The 14,684-nt window shown below is 70.6% G+C and carries 13 protein-coding genes; 7 read left to right on the top strand and 6 right to left on the bottom strand.

Features of this window, described 5'->3' with window-relative positions; translation table 11 throughout:
- Positions 1 to 11: 11 nt before the first annotated feature.
- Positions 12 to 521, top strand: a complete 510-nt coding sequence (locus OM076_RS33585; protein WP_270044528.1) for a PaaI family thioesterase — start codon at positions 12 to 14, stop codon at positions 519 to 521.
- A 25-nt stretch (positions 522 to 546) separates the two neighbouring features.
- Here the strand turns inward: OM076_RS33585 and OM076_RS33580 are convergent, their stop codons facing one another.
- Positions 547 to 1,128 (bottom strand): hypothetical protein, encoded by a 582-nt coding sequence (locus OM076_RS33580; protein WP_270044527.1) that lies wholly within the window; start codon positions 1,126 to 1,128, stop codon positions 547 to 549.
- Between the two features lie 104 nt (positions 1,129 to 1,232).
- Here OM076_RS33580 and OM076_RS33575 point away from each other — a divergent pair, with 104 nt between their 5' ends.
- The 3 genes from OM076_RS33575 to OM076_RS33565 are packed head-to-tail and all read left to right on the top strand — an operon-like array spanning position 1,233 to position 6,107.
- Positions 1,233 to 4,424, top strand: a complete 3,192-nt coding sequence (locus tag OM076_RS33575) for an ABC transporter substrate-binding protein (protein WP_270044526.1) — start codon at positions 1,233 to 1,235, stop codon at positions 4,422 to 4,424.
- A 43-nt stretch (positions 4,425 to 4,467) separates the two neighbouring features.
- Positions 4,468 to 5,010 carry an RNA polymerase sigma factor gene (locus OM076_RS33570; RefSeq protein ID WP_270044525.1) on the top strand — a complete coding sequence of 181 codons (543 nt, stop codon included), beginning with the start codon at positions 4,468 to 4,470 and terminating at the stop codon, positions 5,008 to 5,010.
- Positions 5,007 to 6,107, top strand: coding sequence for a hypothetical protein (locus OM076_RS33565; RefSeq protein WP_270044524.1), 1,101 nt, complete (start codon positions 5,007 to 5,009; stop codon positions 6,105 to 6,107). The genes OM076_RS33570 and OM076_RS33565 overlap by 4 nt, the downstream gene beginning before the upstream one ends.
- Here the strand turns inward: OM076_RS33565 and OM076_RS33560 are convergent.
- Entirely contained in the window at positions 6,104 to 6,370 is a 267-nt protein-coding gene (locus tag OM076_RS33560; protein WP_270044523.1) for a hypothetical protein, read from the bottom strand. The two genes, OM076_RS33565 and OM076_RS33560, sit on opposite strands and share 4 nt — an antisense overlap.
- 30 nt (positions 6,371 to 6,400) lie before the next feature.
- Between OM076_RS33560 and OM076_RS33555 the strand changes: the two genes are divergently transcribed.
- On the top strand, positions 6,401 to 7,927 hold the full coding sequence (locus tag OM076_RS33555; protein WP_270044522.1) for an alpha-amylase family glycosyl hydrolase: 1,527 nt from the start codon (positions 6,401 to 6,403) through the stop codon (positions 7,925 to 7,927).
- On the opposite strand, the gene OM076_RS33550 is transcribed toward OM076_RS33555, so the two are convergent.
- From OM076_RS33550 to OM076_RS33535, 4 genes are read right to left on the bottom strand one after another with little or no spacing between them, the layout of a single operon-like run.
- Positions 7,920 to 9,107 carry an ABC transporter ATP-binding protein gene (locus OM076_RS33550; RefSeq protein ID WP_270044521.1) on the bottom strand — a complete coding sequence of 396 codons (1,188 nt, stop codon included), beginning with the start codon at positions 9,105 to 9,107 and terminating at the stop codon, positions 7,920 to 7,922. The two genes, OM076_RS33555 and OM076_RS33550, sit on opposite strands and share 8 nt — an antisense overlap.
- A 2-nt stretch (positions 9,108 to 9,109) precedes the next feature.
- Positions 9,110 to 9,946 carry a carbohydrate ABC transporter permease gene (locus tag OM076_RS33545; RefSeq protein ID WP_270044520.1) on the bottom strand — a complete coding sequence of 279 codons (837 nt, stop codon included), beginning with the start codon at positions 9,944 to 9,946 and terminating at the stop codon, positions 9,110 to 9,112.
- Positions 9,947 to 9,952: 6 nt separating this feature from the next.
- Positions 9,953 to 10,879, bottom strand: a complete 927-nt coding sequence (locus OM076_RS33540) for a carbohydrate ABC transporter permease (RefSeq protein WP_270044519.1) — start codon at positions 10,877 to 10,879, stop codon at positions 9,953 to 9,955.
- On the bottom strand, positions 10,879 to 12,027 hold the full coding sequence (locus OM076_RS33535) for an ABC transporter substrate-binding protein (protein WP_270044518.1): 1,149 nt from the start codon (positions 12,025 to 12,027) through the stop codon (positions 10,879 to 10,881). Before OM076_RS33535 ends, OM076_RS33540 begins: the two co-directional genes overlap by 1 nt.
- Positions 12,028 to 12,535: 508 nt before the next feature.
- Between OM076_RS33535 and OM076_RS33530 the strand changes: the two genes are divergently transcribed.
- Together OM076_RS33530 and OM076_RS33525 are read left to right on the top strand one after the other, a co-directional pair.
- Positions 12,536 to 13,519 carry a LacI family DNA-binding transcriptional regulator gene (locus tag OM076_RS33530; protein ID WP_270044516.1) on the top strand — a complete coding sequence of 328 codons (984 nt, stop codon included), beginning with the start codon at positions 12,536 to 12,538 and terminating at the stop codon, positions 13,517 to 13,519.
- The gene (locus OM076_RS33525) at positions 13,516 to 14,655 is read left to right on the top strand and encodes an amylo-alpha-1,6-glucosidase (RefSeq protein ID WP_270044515.1); all 1,140 of its coding nucleotides are present in this window, start codon (positions 13,516 to 13,518) and stop codon (positions 14,653 to 14,655) included. The genes OM076_RS33530 and OM076_RS33525 overlap by 4 nt, the downstream gene beginning before the upstream one ends.
- The last annotated feature ends 29 nt before the right edge of the window (positions 14,656 to 14,684 follow it).

The following is a 14,684-nucleotide window of genomic DNA, read 5'->3' as shown; positions in this document are numbered from 1 at the left end:
GGCTGGGTTGCGTGACGCAACCCAGTTCTTTGACGGAGAGCGAGCGGGTCCGGACCTTCACGTGGTCGGACCCGCTCGCGACCGCCATGGCCGCGGCGTCGCTGCCGGGCCTGGAGGCGATCCGCAAGATCGCCGCGGGTGAGCTCCCGCCGCCGCCGATCGCCCAGCTGCTCGACTTCGAGATCTCGCTCGTCGAGGAGGGCCGCGTGATCTTCGCCTTCACGCCCGCCGAGTGGATGTACAACCCGATCGGGTCCGTCCACGGCGGCGTCGCCGCGACGCTCCTGGATTCCTCGCTCGGCTGCGCCGTGCACACGACGCTGGCGGCCGGGCAGCAGTACACGACGTCGGACCTGCAGGTCCGCTACGTGCGGGCGATGAGCGCGGACTCGGGGCGGGTGCTGGCCGACAGCCACGTCGTGCATGTGGGGCGCAGGCTGGCGACCGCCGAGGGTCGTCTATACGCCGAGGAGAGCGGCAAGTTGTTCGCTCACGCGACGACTTCCTGCCTGATTCTCTAGGTGTAGTTGCCGGAGCCGCGCGAACTCAGCGGTGCACGTTGACCGTGAACGTGAAAGGCCCATCCGGGAAGCCGATGTCGAGCGTGACGACGTCGCCGTCGCGCAGGCCGTCGATGATCGCGGCGTGGCCGTGGGCGGTGAAGGTTTGCAGGCCATGGTGCTCGCCCTCGGGCACCCAGACCCAGCGCCAGCGGGTGACGAACTCGAACCGATGCCGGTCGATCTCGACCGACCGCCCGCGGGCCGAGAGCCGCAGGCCTTCGATCGGCGCGTCGGACTCGACCGCGCAGCGGCGCTGCTCCCACGGCGCGCGGACACCTTCCCAGCTGGCGCAGTACGCGCCGAACTGGATGAACAGGCGCGCTCCCGCCGGCAGGTCGCACGCGATCGGCTCGCCCGTGGTGGAGTAGGGCTGATAGAGGCCGGGCGCCAGCGGGGCGCATTTCCCGTCGTAGGGCGCGTTGCGCCCGTCGAACGCGCGCTGCCAGCCATCGCCGGCGAGCTCGCCGGCGGCTGGAGCGGGGCCGATGTCGAGCGCGTGCGCGCGGGCGGGCGCTGCGGTGGCGAGCGCGACCGCGGCGGCCAGGATGAGCGGGAGACGACGCATGGGGAACCTCCTCGTGGTTCGGTTGCTCCCAGCCTCCTCATACGTGGTCTAGCGCCGGTAGAGCCGTGGTCGAGGCGCGCTGTAGGCTCGCGCTCGGACGCTCGATGGACGTATTCCTGCTCGGGCCGGTCGAGGCTCGCCTCGACGGCCGGCCACTCGCGCTCGGGGCCCGCAAGCAGCGGGCGCTGCTGGCAATGCTCGCGCTGGAGGCGGGGCGAACGGTCTCCACGGACCGGCTGGCCGAGGGCCTGTGGGGAGAGGCGCTGCCGTCGAGCGCGCCGAAGATGGTCCAGCACTACGTCTCGCAACTGCGGCGCCTCGGCGCCGACATCGCGACCCGCGGGCGCGGGTATGAGCTGACGCTCGACGGCGAGCTGGACCGCGAGCGCGCCGAGCGCCTGCTCTCCGACGGGCGCCCGCGCGACGCGCTCGGCCTGTGGCGCGGGGCACCGCTCGCGGACGTCGCCGACGAGCCGTTCGCCGCGTCCGAGATCCGCCAGCTGGACGAGCTGCACTGGCGCGTCGCGGAGGCGGCCGTCGACGCGGACCTCGACGCGGGCCGGCATCGCGAGATCCTGGCCGAGCTGGCCGGGCTGCTGGACGCCGAGCCGCTGCGCGAGCGCTTCCACGCGCAGCGGATTCTCGCGCTCTACCGGTCCGGGCGCCAGGCCGAGGCGCTCGCGGCCTACCAGCAGGCGCGCGCGCTGCTGGTCGAGCGCATCGGCGTCGAGCCCGGCGCGGAGCTGCGGGAGCTGCAGCGTGCTGTCCTGGCCCAGGACCCTTCGCTTGACCTCCCGCGCCCGGCGGTCGCGCCCCGGCGGCGGCGCCGGCGTCGCTGGGCGCTGATCGCCGCGGCGCCGCTCGTCGCGCTGGGCGTGTTCGCGGTCGCTCGCCCCGGCGGCCTCGAACGCATCGACGAAGACCACGCGGGCCTGATCGACGGCGAGCGCATCGCGCGTCAGCTGCGGATCGGCCACGGCGCCTCGGCCGCGATCGCCGGCGGCGGGTCGGTGTGGGTGGCGAACGCGCTCGACGGCACGGTCTCGCGCATCGACGACGAGCAGGTCGGCGCGATCACCGTCGGCGGCGCGCCGTCGGCGCTGGCCTACGGGCTCGGCTCGGTCTGGGTGGCCGACGGCAGCGGGCGCCGGGTCATCCAGATCGACCCCGAGGACAACGCCGTCGTCGCCCGCTACGCCGCGGGCAACGCCCCGCGCTCGGTCGCTGTCGCGGGCGGCGCGCTCTGGGTCGCCTCCGGCGTCGACCAGGCGGTCCGCCGGATCGTGATCGGGCGCGAGCTCACCACGCAAGTGGTCCGGCTCGGCTCCAGCGCGACGGCGATCGCCGCGGGTGCGGGCGCGGTCTGGGTCGCGAGCGAGGAGACCGGGACCGTCGCGCGGATCGACGCCCGCTCCGGGAAGGTCGTCAGCACGGTCGGCGTCGGCCAGGGACCGAGTGCGATCGCGGTCGGCGAGGGTGCGGTATGGGTCGTCAACCGCCACGACGGGACGCTCTCGCGGATCGATCCGGCCCGCAACGCGGTCACCGGCGTCGTGAGCGTGGGGCGCGATCCCACAGCGGTCGCGGCGGGCGAGGGTGCGGTGTGGGTCGCGGGCGGCGAGGACCGCACGGTCGTGCGCGTGGACCCGGTGACGGTGCGCGTCGCCGGGCGCGTCGCGGTGGGAAGCTGCCCGGCGGCGATCGCGGCCGCCCGCGGCGCTGTCTGGGCGGCGGGCGTCGCACCACAGGCGACGCATCGCGGCGGCACGTTGCGGGTGCGGATGCCGACCGCGAAGCCGATCCGGGTCCCGATCGACTGGCTGCACCCGGAGGGGTGGAGCTGGCAGACCTGGAATCTGAGCTCGCTCGCCTACGACGGCCTCGTCGGCTACCGGCGCGTCGGCGGGGCGAGCGGAGCCACGCTCGTCGGCGCGCTGGCCACGAGCGTCCCGCGGCCGACTCGGGGCGGTAGGACCTACGTCTTCACACTCCGGCGCGGATTGCGCTACTCGGACGGCACTCCGGTCCGGGCCGGTGACTTCCGGGCGTCGATGGAGCGGATGCTCGTCGCCACCCGGGCCAACCATCCGCCCTACTTCGACGGGATCGTCGGCGCCGGCGGCTGCGCGCGGCGCTGCGACCTGTCCGCGGGGATCGAGTCCGACCCGCGAGCGCGGACGGTGACGATCCACCTCACGCGTCCCGACGCGGAATTCCCGCACAAGCTCACGACCGCGTTCGCCTACGTCGTGCCCGCCGGAGCGAGCGGGGTGCCGCCCGGGACCGGTCCCTACCGCGTCGCGCGCTGGGATCTCGAGACTGGCGGGCTGCTCGTCCGCAATCCCTACTTCGGCGCGCGCGCTCGCCCGGCCGGCTTCGCGGAGCGCATCGAGGTCGCGTTCACGCCGCCGGCCGGTGTCGAAGCGCAGATCGCCACGGTCGACCGCGGCGACGCCGATCTCGTGGTCCTCGCCGAGCCGTTCAGCAGCTTCGTCTCGTCCGCGCGGCTGAAGGCGCTCACGGCCGGCTCGCCCGCGCGCGTGCACAGCGTGCTCAACGCGGTCACGGAGTGGATGTTCCTCAACGTCTCGCGGCCGCCGTTCGACGCGCTCGACGTCCGGCGCGCGCTGAGCTTTGCGATCGACCGCGCCCGGATCGTCAGGCTCACGGGTGGCGCGGCCGTGGCCGCGCCGACGTGCCAGTTCGTGCCTGCCGTCGCACCTGGGTACGAGCCCTATTGCCCCTATACGCGGGCGCCGTGGGGCGCACCGGACCTGCGCCGCGCACGCGGGCTCATCGCGGGGTCGGGGCGCGCGGGGTCACGGGTCACCGTCGTCGTGCCGGAGTTCCGGCGCGACGTCGGGCGCTACTTCGCGGGGCTGCTGAACGCGCTCGGGTTCCGCGCCTCGCTGCACGTGCTCACGCTCCTCGAGTACTTCGGCTCGGTCTACGACGACGGCGCGCAGATGGGGTTCATGGGCTGGTCGGGCGACTACGTGAGCGCGGCGAACTTCATCGCGCCCCATTTCACCTGCGCCACGCCGGCCGAGCGGCTGCGCGAGAACGTGTCGCGGTTCTGCGACGGCCCACTCGCTCGCAGCGTCGGCGCGGCACTCGACGGCCGCGACCCTGACCCGGTGAGCGCGCTGGCAGCGGCCGACCGGCGCCTGGTCGATCTGGCGCCGGCCGTGCCTCTGACGAACCATCGGTCGGTCGTCTATGTGTCGCGCCGCGTCGGAAACGTCCAGAGCCATCAGTCCTTGTTCACGCTGCTCGACCAGTTGTGGGTGCGCTAGGCCGCCCGTGAACTGATACTGGTCTTGCTGGCAATGAGTGCCAGTGCTTGACCAACAACTCAGCTCCGACGGGTCGCTGATCGCGGCCTCGCTGACCGACGCGGCGGCGTTCGCGGCCGTGTTCGATCGCCACTGGCAGGCGATCCACCGCTGGTGCGTGAGCCGCGCGGGCCCGGCGGGGGAGGATCTCGCCGCCGAGACCTTCCGCGTCGCGTTCGACGAACGCGCGCGCTTTGACCCGCGCTACGACGACGCGCGGCCGTGGCTCTACGGCATCGCCACCAACGTGCTGCGGCACTTCTTCCGCAGCGCGGCGCGGCGGGGTGAGCCGCCGATCTCGCGTGATGTCGACTTCACCGAGGACGCGCTGGGCCGCGTCGAGGCGCGGGCGCTCGGCCCGTCGCTCGCGGCGGCGCTGAGCAAGGTGGCCGCGATCGACCGCGACGCCCTGCTGCTGCACGTCTGGGCCGATCTGACTTATGGCGAGATCGCCCGCGCCACCGGCATTCCGGTGGGCACGGTCCGCTCCCGCATCCACCGCGCGCGCACGCAGCTGCGCGCCCACCTGGACAGGACTTACGAATGAACGAGCTCGAGTGGCTGGCTGAACAGCGTCCTGAGGTGGCGGGGGCTGATGAAGAGACGACGGCGTACGCCCGGACGGCACTGCTGGCGTACAGCACAGGGACCTCGCGCGTGAACAGCGCAGGGACAGAGCCCGTGGTAGCGGGGGCGCGACGACCGGGCCAAGCAACCGGGCTTCGCCCGACGGGGGGGATGTTGCTCGCCCCGGCCGTCGCGCCCCCGCAGAGACGCGCCGGTGGCGGACGCCGTCGGCCCTATGCGCTGTTGGTCACAGCCGCCGCCGTGGTCGCGATCGCCATCGTGGTGGTCGCCGGAGCCTCGCCTTCGGGTGACGGGCCCGCGAAGCAGATTGCGAAGCGGATTGGGGCGCCGGCGGTGGCCGAGGCGGCGCCGCTGGTCAAGCTCGCGCGGCAGATTCAGGAGCTGCCCGCGCCGACCGGGGACGCGACGCTCGTGCTGCGCAGCCATGACTTCCCGGAGGCGAAGGACTTCACCGGGGCCGATCTCTACATCGACGACGGCCGGTACTACTACGGCATGACGCTGGCGCAGTTGAAGGCCGTGGGTAAGGCCGACGACCTGGGCGAAGGCGTGCCGAAGCAGGAGCGCGACGCGGCGATCGCGGCGGTCGGCCTCGCTCCCGATGCGGCCCGCGAGCGGATGCTCGCGGCGACGTGGCCGGGCAACCACAAGCCGGCCGAGTCAGAGACGTCGCCGGCGAACCTCGCGAAGCGGGCCGCGATCATCAAGCTCAAGCAGCCGAAGGGGCCGATTCCGGCTCCGGCCAGCCAGCTGACGATCGACAACAACCGGATCTGGATGGCCAGCATGGACTCGCTGATCGCCGGGGCCGGCAACAAGGACGTGCGCGCCGGCGTCATGAAGCTCCTGAGCACGATCAATGCCGTCGTCACGGATCGCGGCGCCACGCTGGAGATCACCGACACGGACTTCTCCGACCACTATCAGGAGACGCTGACCGTGGACGCGAAGACCGGCGTGATTCAGAAGATGGTCGGTCAGACCGCCGGGCAGCGACCGGACGTGACCGTGACCTACGACATCAAGCGCGTCGACGCGAAGGACTACATCCGCTAAGTCGGCCGGCGCGGCGGGCGGGGGCGCGAGCGTCGCGCCGCCTCGCCCGCGTGCGGGTCGGGCGGGGGCGTGGGCTTGGAGGCCTCGCGCTCCTCGTCCTCGGAGCGCCCGACCACGAAGAACATCAGCGACACGGCGACCACGCACGCGACGCCGAAGAGCGCGATCGCGACCGCTTTGAGCGCCACGGAGTCACCCGCGAAAGCGAGGAGGACGGCCGCCGCGAGCAGCAGGCCGGCGATGCCGAAGAGGGAGCCGCGCATGGACGCTTCACATTACGTGACAATCCGGCCATGTCTGAGCCGGCCTGGTGGCAGCGGGGCGCCATCTACCAGATCTATCCTCGTTCCTTCGCGGACGCAAACGGCGACGGAGTGGGGGATCTGGCCGGCATCGCCGCCCACCTCGACCATCTGCAGGCGCTTGCGGTGGAGGCGATCTGGCTCTCACCGATCTTCACCAGCCCGATGGCCGACTTCGGCTACGACGTCGCCGACTACTGCGACGTCGACCCGGTCTTCGGCACGCTGGCGGACCTTGACGCGCTGATCGCGGCCTGCCATGCGCGTGACATCAAGCTCGTGCTCGACTGGGTCCCGAACCACAGCTCCGACCAGCACCCCTGGTTCAAGGAGTCCCGGTCCAGCCGCGAGAACCCCAAGCGCGACTGGTACACGTGGCGCGACGGCAAGGACGGCGGACCGCCGAACGACTGGGAGTCGGTGTTCAAGGCCTGCGGCCCGGCGTGGACGCTCGACGAGACCACCGGCCAGTACTACCTGCACAGCTTCATGCCCGAGCAGCCCGACCTCAACTGGGAGAACCCCGAGGTCGTCGCCGCGATGCACGACACGCTCCGGTTCTGGATGGACCGCGGCGTCGACGGGCTGCGCCTGGACGCGATCGCCAAGATCGCCAAGGACCCGCTGCTGCGCGATCAGGAGGGCGCGTCGCGCCGTCACGACGAGGACTGGGAGTCGATCCACGAGCACCTGCGCGGCATCCGCCGGGTGATCGACGAATACGACGACCGGATGCTCGTGGGGGAGGTGGCGCTGCAGGACCTGCACCGCGTGGTCGGCTACCTCGAGTCCGGCGACCAATTGCACCTGGCGCACAACTTCGTGTTCATCGACCAGGCCTGGGACGCCGACACCTACGCCACCTCGATCGCCGACTTCGAGGCGCTGGCCGAGGAAGCGGCGTGGCCGGCGTGGTTTCTGTCCAACCACGACAACCCGCGCCCCGCCACCCGCTTCGACCACGACGGGCTGGGCGCGCAACGCGCCCGCGCGATCCTCGTGATGCTCTACGCGCTGCGCGGCACCCCGTTCATCTTCCAGGGCGAGGAGCTGGGGCTGCCGAACGCGACGATCCCCGCCGACCGGATCGTCGACGTCGACGGCCGCGACCCCGAGCGCGCGCCGATCCCGTGGACGCCGGAAGCGCCCGGCCACGGCTTCACGACCGCCGCCGACGCGTGGCTGCCGTTCGTCGACGACGCGCTGACGCTGAACGCGCAGACCCAGGCCGAGGACCCGGACTCGACGCTGCAGCTCGCGCGCGCCATCGCGCGCCTGCGCGCGAAGAGCCCGACGCTGCAGACGGGCGCACAGCAGCCGTACGACGCGGGGCCGGACATCCTCGCGTGGACCCGCGAGGGTGAGGACGAGCGCCTGCTCGTAGCGGTCAACTTCAGTGACCGCGAGCTGCCGCTCCAAGTCGAGGGCGAGCTCGTGCTCTCCAGCGATCCGGGCCGCAACGCGGTGAGCGCCTCGCTCGCACCGAGCGAGGCGCTCATCCTGCGACTGGCTACCTAGCGGAGAGGGACCGGCCGGAGTCGGCGTCGAAGAAGTGCATCTTCGAGGCGTCGAGCCAGACCTCGGTCTCCTCGCCGGCCTTGGCGCGGCTCTCGGCGTCCAGGCGGGCGACGACGACCGCCTCGCCCTCCTCGCCGCTCTCGGCGATGCCGCCCTGGTCCTCCATCAGCGCGTCCATGTGCGCGCCGCCCTGCATCGCGTCGGCCTTGACGCCGAAGTGGACGTAGAACTCCGCGCCCATCGCCTCGACGAGGTCGAACTTGGTCTTGAACGTCGTGCCGCGGTCGCGGGATTCGGCGGGAACCCGCTCGGCGTCCTCGAAGTCCTCGGGCCGGATGCCGGCGATGACCTTCTTGTTGCCCTCGATGCGGCCGATCCGCTCGCGGACCTCCTGCGGCAGCTTCACGGTGACCATCGGCAGCTTCGCCGTGTCGCCGTCGATCGTCGCCGGAAGGAAGTTCATGCCCGGCGAGCCGATGAAGCCCGCAACGAACAGGTTCTGTGGGTTGTTGTAGAGCTCCATCGGCGAAGCGACCTGCTGCAGTTCGCCTGAGAGCATGATCGCGACGCGATCGCCCAGGGTCATGGCCTCGGTCTGATCGTGGGTCACGTAGACCGTGGTGGTGTTGAGCCGGTGCTGGATCCGGGCCACCTCCGCGCGCATCTGCACGCGCAGCTTGGCGTCGAGGTTCGACAGCGGCTCGTCCATCAGGAACGCCTTCGGCTGGCGCACGATCGCGCGGCCCATGGCCACGCGCTGGCGCTGGCCGCCGGAGAGGTTGGCCGGCTTGCGCTCGAGGTGCTGGCCGAGGTCGAGGATGTCCGCCGCCTCCTGGACCTTGGCGTCGATCTCCTCCTTCGGGCGCTTCGCGAGCTTCAGGGCGAACGCGATGTTGTCGCGCACGGTCATGTGCGGGTACAGCGCGTAGCTCTGGAACACCATCGCGATGTCGCGATCGCGCGGCGCCTTCTTGTTGACGACCTCGCCGCCGATCCGCAGCTCGCCGGCGGAGATGTCCTCCAGCCCGGCGATCATGTTGAGCGCCGTCGACTTCCCGCAGCCCGACGGGCCGACGAGGATCATGAACTCGCCGTCGCCGATCTCCAGGTTGAGGTTCTTGACGGCGGTGTAGCCGTCCGAGTAGGTCTTGTAGACGCCGTCGAGAACGATGTCAGCCATATCTACCCCTTGACCGCGCCTGATGTGAGGCCGGAGACGATTCGGCGCTGGAAGATCAGCACCATGATCAGGATCGGGATCGTGACGATCACCGCGCCGGCCGCGATGGCCCCGCTGGGATCGGTGAACTGCGACGCGCCGCGGAAGAACGACAGCGCGACTGGCGCCGTGCGTGCGGCGTCGGTCGACGTCAGCACGTTGGCGAACAGGAAATCGTTCCAGGCCGAAATGAACACCAGGATCCCCGCGGTGAACACGCCGGGCATGGCGAGCGGCAGGATGACCCGCCGGAACGCCTGCGCGCCCGTCGCCCCGTCCATCTGGGCCGCCTTCTCGAGATCCCACGGGATCTCGCGGAAGAACGCCGACAGGATGTAGATCGACAGCGGCAACGAGAACGACAGGTACGGCAGGATCAGGCCGGGCCACGTGTCGTAGAGGCCGACGACGCGCCACACGTTGAACAGGCCGCCGACGATCGAGATCGCCGGGAACATCGAGATCGCGAGCGCGCCCGCGAGGATCAGCGTCTTGCCGGGGAACTCCAGGCGGGTGATCGCGTAAGCCGCCATCGACGCGAAGACCAGCGCGATGAGCGTCGTGATCATGGCGATGCCGATCGAGTTGAACAGGGCGTGATTGAAGCCCAGGCCGCCGCTGAAGACGGCGTTGTAGTTGTCCGTCGTCCACTTGGTCGGGAAGAACTTCTGGTCGCCGATCGTGGTCGGATCCTTGAGCGACAGCGAGATGATCCACAGAACGGGGATCAGGGCGTAGAACAGGACCACGAAGGTGCCGATGATCCACAGGAACTTCTGCCGTGGGGTTGACTCGGTCATGGTCCGTTACCTCCGCTCAGGGCTGGCGCCGAGGAACCGGAAGAAGATGAACGCGATGAGCATCACGCACACGAAGATCAGGATCGCGACGGCCGATCCCAACCCGAGATTGAGCCGGTTGACGAGCTGGTTGTACCCGAGCACCGACACCGTCTCGGTGTCGTTGGCGCCTCGGGTGATGATGAAGACCGCGTCATAGATGCGGAACGCGTCGAGCGTGCGGAACAGGACCGCGACCATCAGCGCCGGGCGGATCAATGGCAGCGTGATCTTCACGAAGCGCTGCCACGAGGAGGCGCCGTCCATCTTCGCCGCCTTGTAGAGGTCGTCCGGCACAAGGGCCAGACCTCCCAACAAGAGCAGCGCTATGAAGGGCGTCGTCTTCCAGACCTCCGCGAAGATGATCACGAAGAACGAGCCGCCCCGCGTGGTCAGCGGCGGCGGGTCGAGGTTGAACAGCGCCACGGCGAAACCGGTCGCCGGGTCGAAGGCGAGACGCCAGGCGAACGCGGCCACAACCGTGACGGCACCGTACGGCACCAGCACGGACGCGCGGATCGCCGTGCGGGCGAAGATCGCCCGGTACATCGCCTGCGCGATCAGCATGCCGAGCACGAGCTCGAGCGTGACCGAGATGACGGTGATGAACAGCGTGTTGCCGACGTCGGTCCACCAGGTGCTGGACTGCAGCACCGCGCTGTAGTTGGAGAAGCCGACGAACTCCCCGGCGTTCGGGAAGCGCAGATCCGCGCGTCGGAGCGAGAGGTAGAACGCGTAGATGATCGGGAAGCCGGCCACGAGCAGCATGACGATCACGGCGGGGGCGCACAGCATCCAGGCGAGCTTGCGCTCGGCCCTCGCGCGGTCGGTCAAGCCCGTGTGGGCGGCGGGCGGCGCAGCGGTCTCGCCTGCGCGCGTTGCGGCGACGGCCATTAGTACATGCCTCCGTCGGCGAGGATGTTCAGGCGGTCACGCAGCGTGTTGATCGACTTCGCCGGGTTGATGCCTGCCGGTGGGTGTAGCGAGGACTGGATCGCCAGCGTCACGTCCGAATAGGACGGGGTCGCGGGACGCACCACGGAGTCCTTGAGTTGCTCACGCAGCAGGTCGGCGAACGGGTAGACCTTGCGGACCGCCGGATCGTCGTAGGTCGCGTTCGTGACCGGCGGGAGACCTTCGTTGATGGCCTCCTGCGCCTGCCACTTGGCGCTCGTCATGCAGAGCGCGGCCTTCGTGGCCAGCTCCGGGTTCTGGCCGGTCTTCGGGATGCCCAGGTTGGCGCCGCCGATCGAGACCTTGCTCGGCTCGCCCTTATTGACGCCGGGCCAGCGGGCGTAGCCCATGTTCGCGAAGACCTTCTTCGTGACCGGGTTGGTCTCCGCGTCGGTACGCGCTGCCGCGTAGACGTAGGGCCAGTTGAGGAGGAACGCGCCCTTTCCGGCCTCGAAAGCGAGCCGGGACGGGTCCTCCTGTGAGGTCGACAGCGACGGGTCAGACCGGCCCGACGTCGCGACGTCCTTGATGATCTGCGCGGCCTTGACCGCCGGCGCGCCCAGCGTCGGGCGACCCTCGGCGTTGACGATCGTTCCGCCCGCCGACGCCACGAGGTTGTTGAACCACACGACGTAGCCCTCGTACTTCTGGCCCTGCTCGAGGATGTTGCCCTCGCCCGCCGGAAGCTTCTTCGCCATCGCGATCATCTCGTCCCACGTCTCAGGCGGGGTGGGGACGAGGTCCTTGCGGTACCAGAGCAGCTGGACGTTGGTGTTCAGCGGGATCGCGTACGTCTTGTTCTTCCACTGGACGGACGCCTTCGGCCCGTCGAGCACGTCGTCGAGCGCTTGTGTCTGCTCCGAGCCCTTGAGTTCGCGCAGCCATCCGGCCTCCGCGAACTCCGGAGTCCAGATCGTGTCCATGTTGACGATGTCGATGTTCTTGTCGCCGGCAGCGAGCCGGCGGACGATCAGTTCGCGCGACGCGTCGGCGCTGTTGGCCACCGGCGACTGCTTGATCGTGTACTCGCCATTGGACTGCTGGCTGCATTCCTTGGCGGCCTTCGTGTTGGTCCCGCCCGGATCCAATGGCCCGAGCAGATTGAGGGTGACGGGGCCGCCACTCGACCCTCCGCACCCAGCCGCGACTATGGCGCACGTTGCCGCTAGAGAAGCGGCCCCTACGCCGATGCCCCTACGCCTCATTCTGCTCCTCTCCTCACGACGCCCGGATCTCCCCCTGGCATCTGTACGACGAGTTCCGAGCTCTTGAGCGACACCACATCGCGCATGCTCGGTATCCCAGTGAGCCGAGATGTACTGCGGTTGTGTGTGACTTCTGCAACAAGCATGTCACACCCTTCTGCGTTAGGAATTTGTGACCGCGACGTACCCATCGGACCTCCGTCCGATGCGTCTTGCCACGCAAAAATCGCGGGTCGCCATCATCCGAGCCTCCTCAAGCTCGACGAACCATGAAACCGGTTACATCCCGATCCCATCACGCACCCGTGGAGCTTGTCAAGGGTGTGGGGCGCGTGCGCCGGTCAGTCGGATTAGGCTCTGCAGTCCGATGCGCGGACCCACCATCCGGGACGTGGCACGCCGTGCCGGCGTGAGCGCCGCAACGGTTTCGCGCGTGCTCAACGACAGCCCTTTGGTGCTGGAGCCGACGCGGGAGCGGGTGCAGGCGGCCGTCGACGAGCTCGGCTACCGGCTTAACGCGACTGCAAGAAATCTTTCGATCGGGCGGGCGATGGCGATCGGCGTCGTCGTGCCCTTCTTCACCGCACCGTCCGTGATCGAGCGCCTGCGCGGGGTGGTCGAGCGGCTCGGGCGGGGCGAGCACCGCGAGTACGACCTGATGCTCTTCGACGTCGAGGGGCCCGAGCAGCGCGGCGGAGCGTTGCGTGACCTCGCCCGCCGCGATCGCGTCGCCGGCCTGTTGATCATGTCGCTGCCGATCTCCGACGCCGAGGTGGCAGCGCTGGAGCGCGATGAGCTGCCGGCGGTGCTCGTCGACGGCACCCACCCACGGCTCCCGCGCGTCGTGATCGACAATGTGCGCGGTGGCGAGCTGGCGGCGGAGCACCTATTGGTGCGGGGCCATCGCCGGATCGGCTTCGTCGGGGACCATCCCGCCAACCCATACGGCTTCACGTCCAGCGAAGATCGCCGGCGCGGGTTCCGGAATGCGCTCGAGCGGGCGGGGGTCGAGTCCGACCCGGCGCTGGACCGTCTCGGGCCGCACGGGCGCGAGGAGGCGGGTGAGCTCGCGGCCGCTCTGCTGTCGCTGCCGGAGCCGCCGACGGCGATCTTCGCCGCTTCCGACCTGCAGGCGATCGGGGTCCTGCGGGCGGCGGAACTGCTCAACGTCCGGGTTCCCGACGAGCTGGCCGTGATCGGTTTCGACGACGTCGACCTCGCCGAGATCGTCGGGCTCACCACGATCCGGCAGCCCTTGCGCGAAGGCGGCGCGCTGGCCGCCGATCTCCTGCTCGCGGCGATCGACCGGGGCGGTTCCGGCGTGCCCGTCGAGGAGCAGCAAGCGCTGACGGTCGTCGAGCGGCGCACCACGTGATCGAGGCGGTGCTCTCCGACGAGGGCTGGCCGTACGCGTCGGCGCCGCCGGTCGAGGCGGGGGATCCCGGCCGCTTCCACGCGCTGTTCGGGCGCGACGCGCTGATCACGTCGCTGCAGCTGCTGCCCGAGCGGCCGGAGCTGGCGGCGGCGACGCTGTCGGCACTGACTTTACGTCAAGGACGGCGATTTGATCCGGCGACGCTCGAGGCACCGGGCAAGATCGGGCACGAGTTCCGCGACGCGCCGCCGGCAGCGTTCGTGGCGGCCGGGTGGCCGCCGGGGGGCGCCTTCGCGTACTACGGGACCGCGGACGCGACCGCATGGTTCCTCGTCCTGCTGGCGGCGAGCGGCGAGGGCGGGTGGGAGCGGGCGCGCGACGAGGCGGGTGCGTGGCTGGCAAGCGTGCTGGACGCCGGGAACGGATTGGTGCGTCACATTGCGGGTGGTCGGGGCGGCCTCGTCCAGCAGGGCTGGCGGGACACGATCGACGCGGCGGCGGACGCGGACGGCGGCGGGTACGTGCGCGCGGACGGGTCCAACCCCGCGCCACCGTTGGCGGACGCCGACACGCAGGCGGCGACCCACGCCGCGCTGCGCGCGCTCGCGCGCATGACGGGCGATCCGGAGTGGACTCGGCGTGCCGACGCGCTTCGGGCGCTCCTGAGTGAGCGCTACGGGCCGGGCGTGATGGCGCTGGAGGCGGGCGACGTGGTCGTCCCGGGCGCCGGTTCGCAGCTCGGCTGGCTGCTGTGGGCGGACGCGCTGGAGCCGGAGGCGGCCCGCGCGGCCGCGGATCGCCTGTGCGAGCCGGACATCCTGACGCCGTTCGGCCTGCGCACGCTCGCCGCGAGCGACCCCAACTTCGGCGTGTCGGCGTATCACCGCGGCGCGACCTGGCCGTTCGACTCCTGGTTGGGGTGGGGCGGGCTGCGCGCGGCGGGGCGGTTCAAGGAAGCAGAACGGGTACGTGTCGGTGTCCTGCGCGCTCTCGACCAACTTGGGCGCGCGCCGGAGTTCTACGCGGTCGGGCTCGACGGCTCGCTCGCCCCGATCCCGCTCTCCAACCGCGTCCAGGCGTGGACGATCGGGGCCCGCTGGGCGCTCGAGCACGAGTGGGACGGCCGTGCCATTTAGGACAGAACCCGACCGCTGTCCCCTCTATC

It is taken from the genome of Solirubrobacter ginsenosidimutans (genome assembly GCF_027587205.1).
The sequence above is the reverse complement of the archived record's forward strand: the minus strand, read 5'-3'. Positions and strand labels throughout refer to the sequence as shown.

What these genes read in the sequence shown, in the direction of transcription:
- OM076_RS33580 (WP_270044527.1), bottom strand. Translation starts at nt 1,128, where the DNA reads ATGCGTCGTCTCCCGCTCATCCTGGCCGCCGCGGTCGCGCTCGCCACC.
- OM076_RS33565 (WP_270044524.1), top strand. Translation starts at nt 5,007, where the DNA reads ATGAACGAGCTCGAGTGGCTGGCTGAACAGCGTCCTGAGGTGGCGGGG.
- OM076_RS33575 (WP_270044526.1), top strand. Translation starts at nt 1,233, where the DNA reads ATGGACGTATTCCTGCTCGGGCCGGTCGAGGCTCGCCTCGACGGCCGG.
- OM076_RS33545 (WP_270044520.1), bottom strand. Translation starts at nt 9,946, where the DNA reads ATGACCGAGTCAACCCCACGGCAGAAGTTCCTGTGGATCATCGGCACC.
- OM076_RS33555 (WP_270044522.1), top strand. Translation starts at nt 6,401, where the DNA reads ATGTCTGAGCCGGCCTGGTGGCAGCGGGGCGCCATCTACCAGATCTAT.
- OM076_RS33560 (WP_270044523.1), bottom strand. Translation starts at nt 6,370, where the DNA reads ATGCGCGGCTCCCTCTTCGGCATCGCCGGCCTGCTGCTCGCGGCGGCC.
- OM076_RS33540 (WP_270044519.1), bottom strand. Translation starts at nt 10,879, where the DNA reads ATGGCCGTCGCCGCAACGCGCGCAGGCGAGACCGCTGCGCCGCCCGCC.
- OM076_RS33550 (WP_270044521.1), bottom strand. Translation starts at nt 9,107, where the DNA reads ATGGCTGACATCGTTCTCGACGGCGTCTACAAGACCTACTCGGACGGC.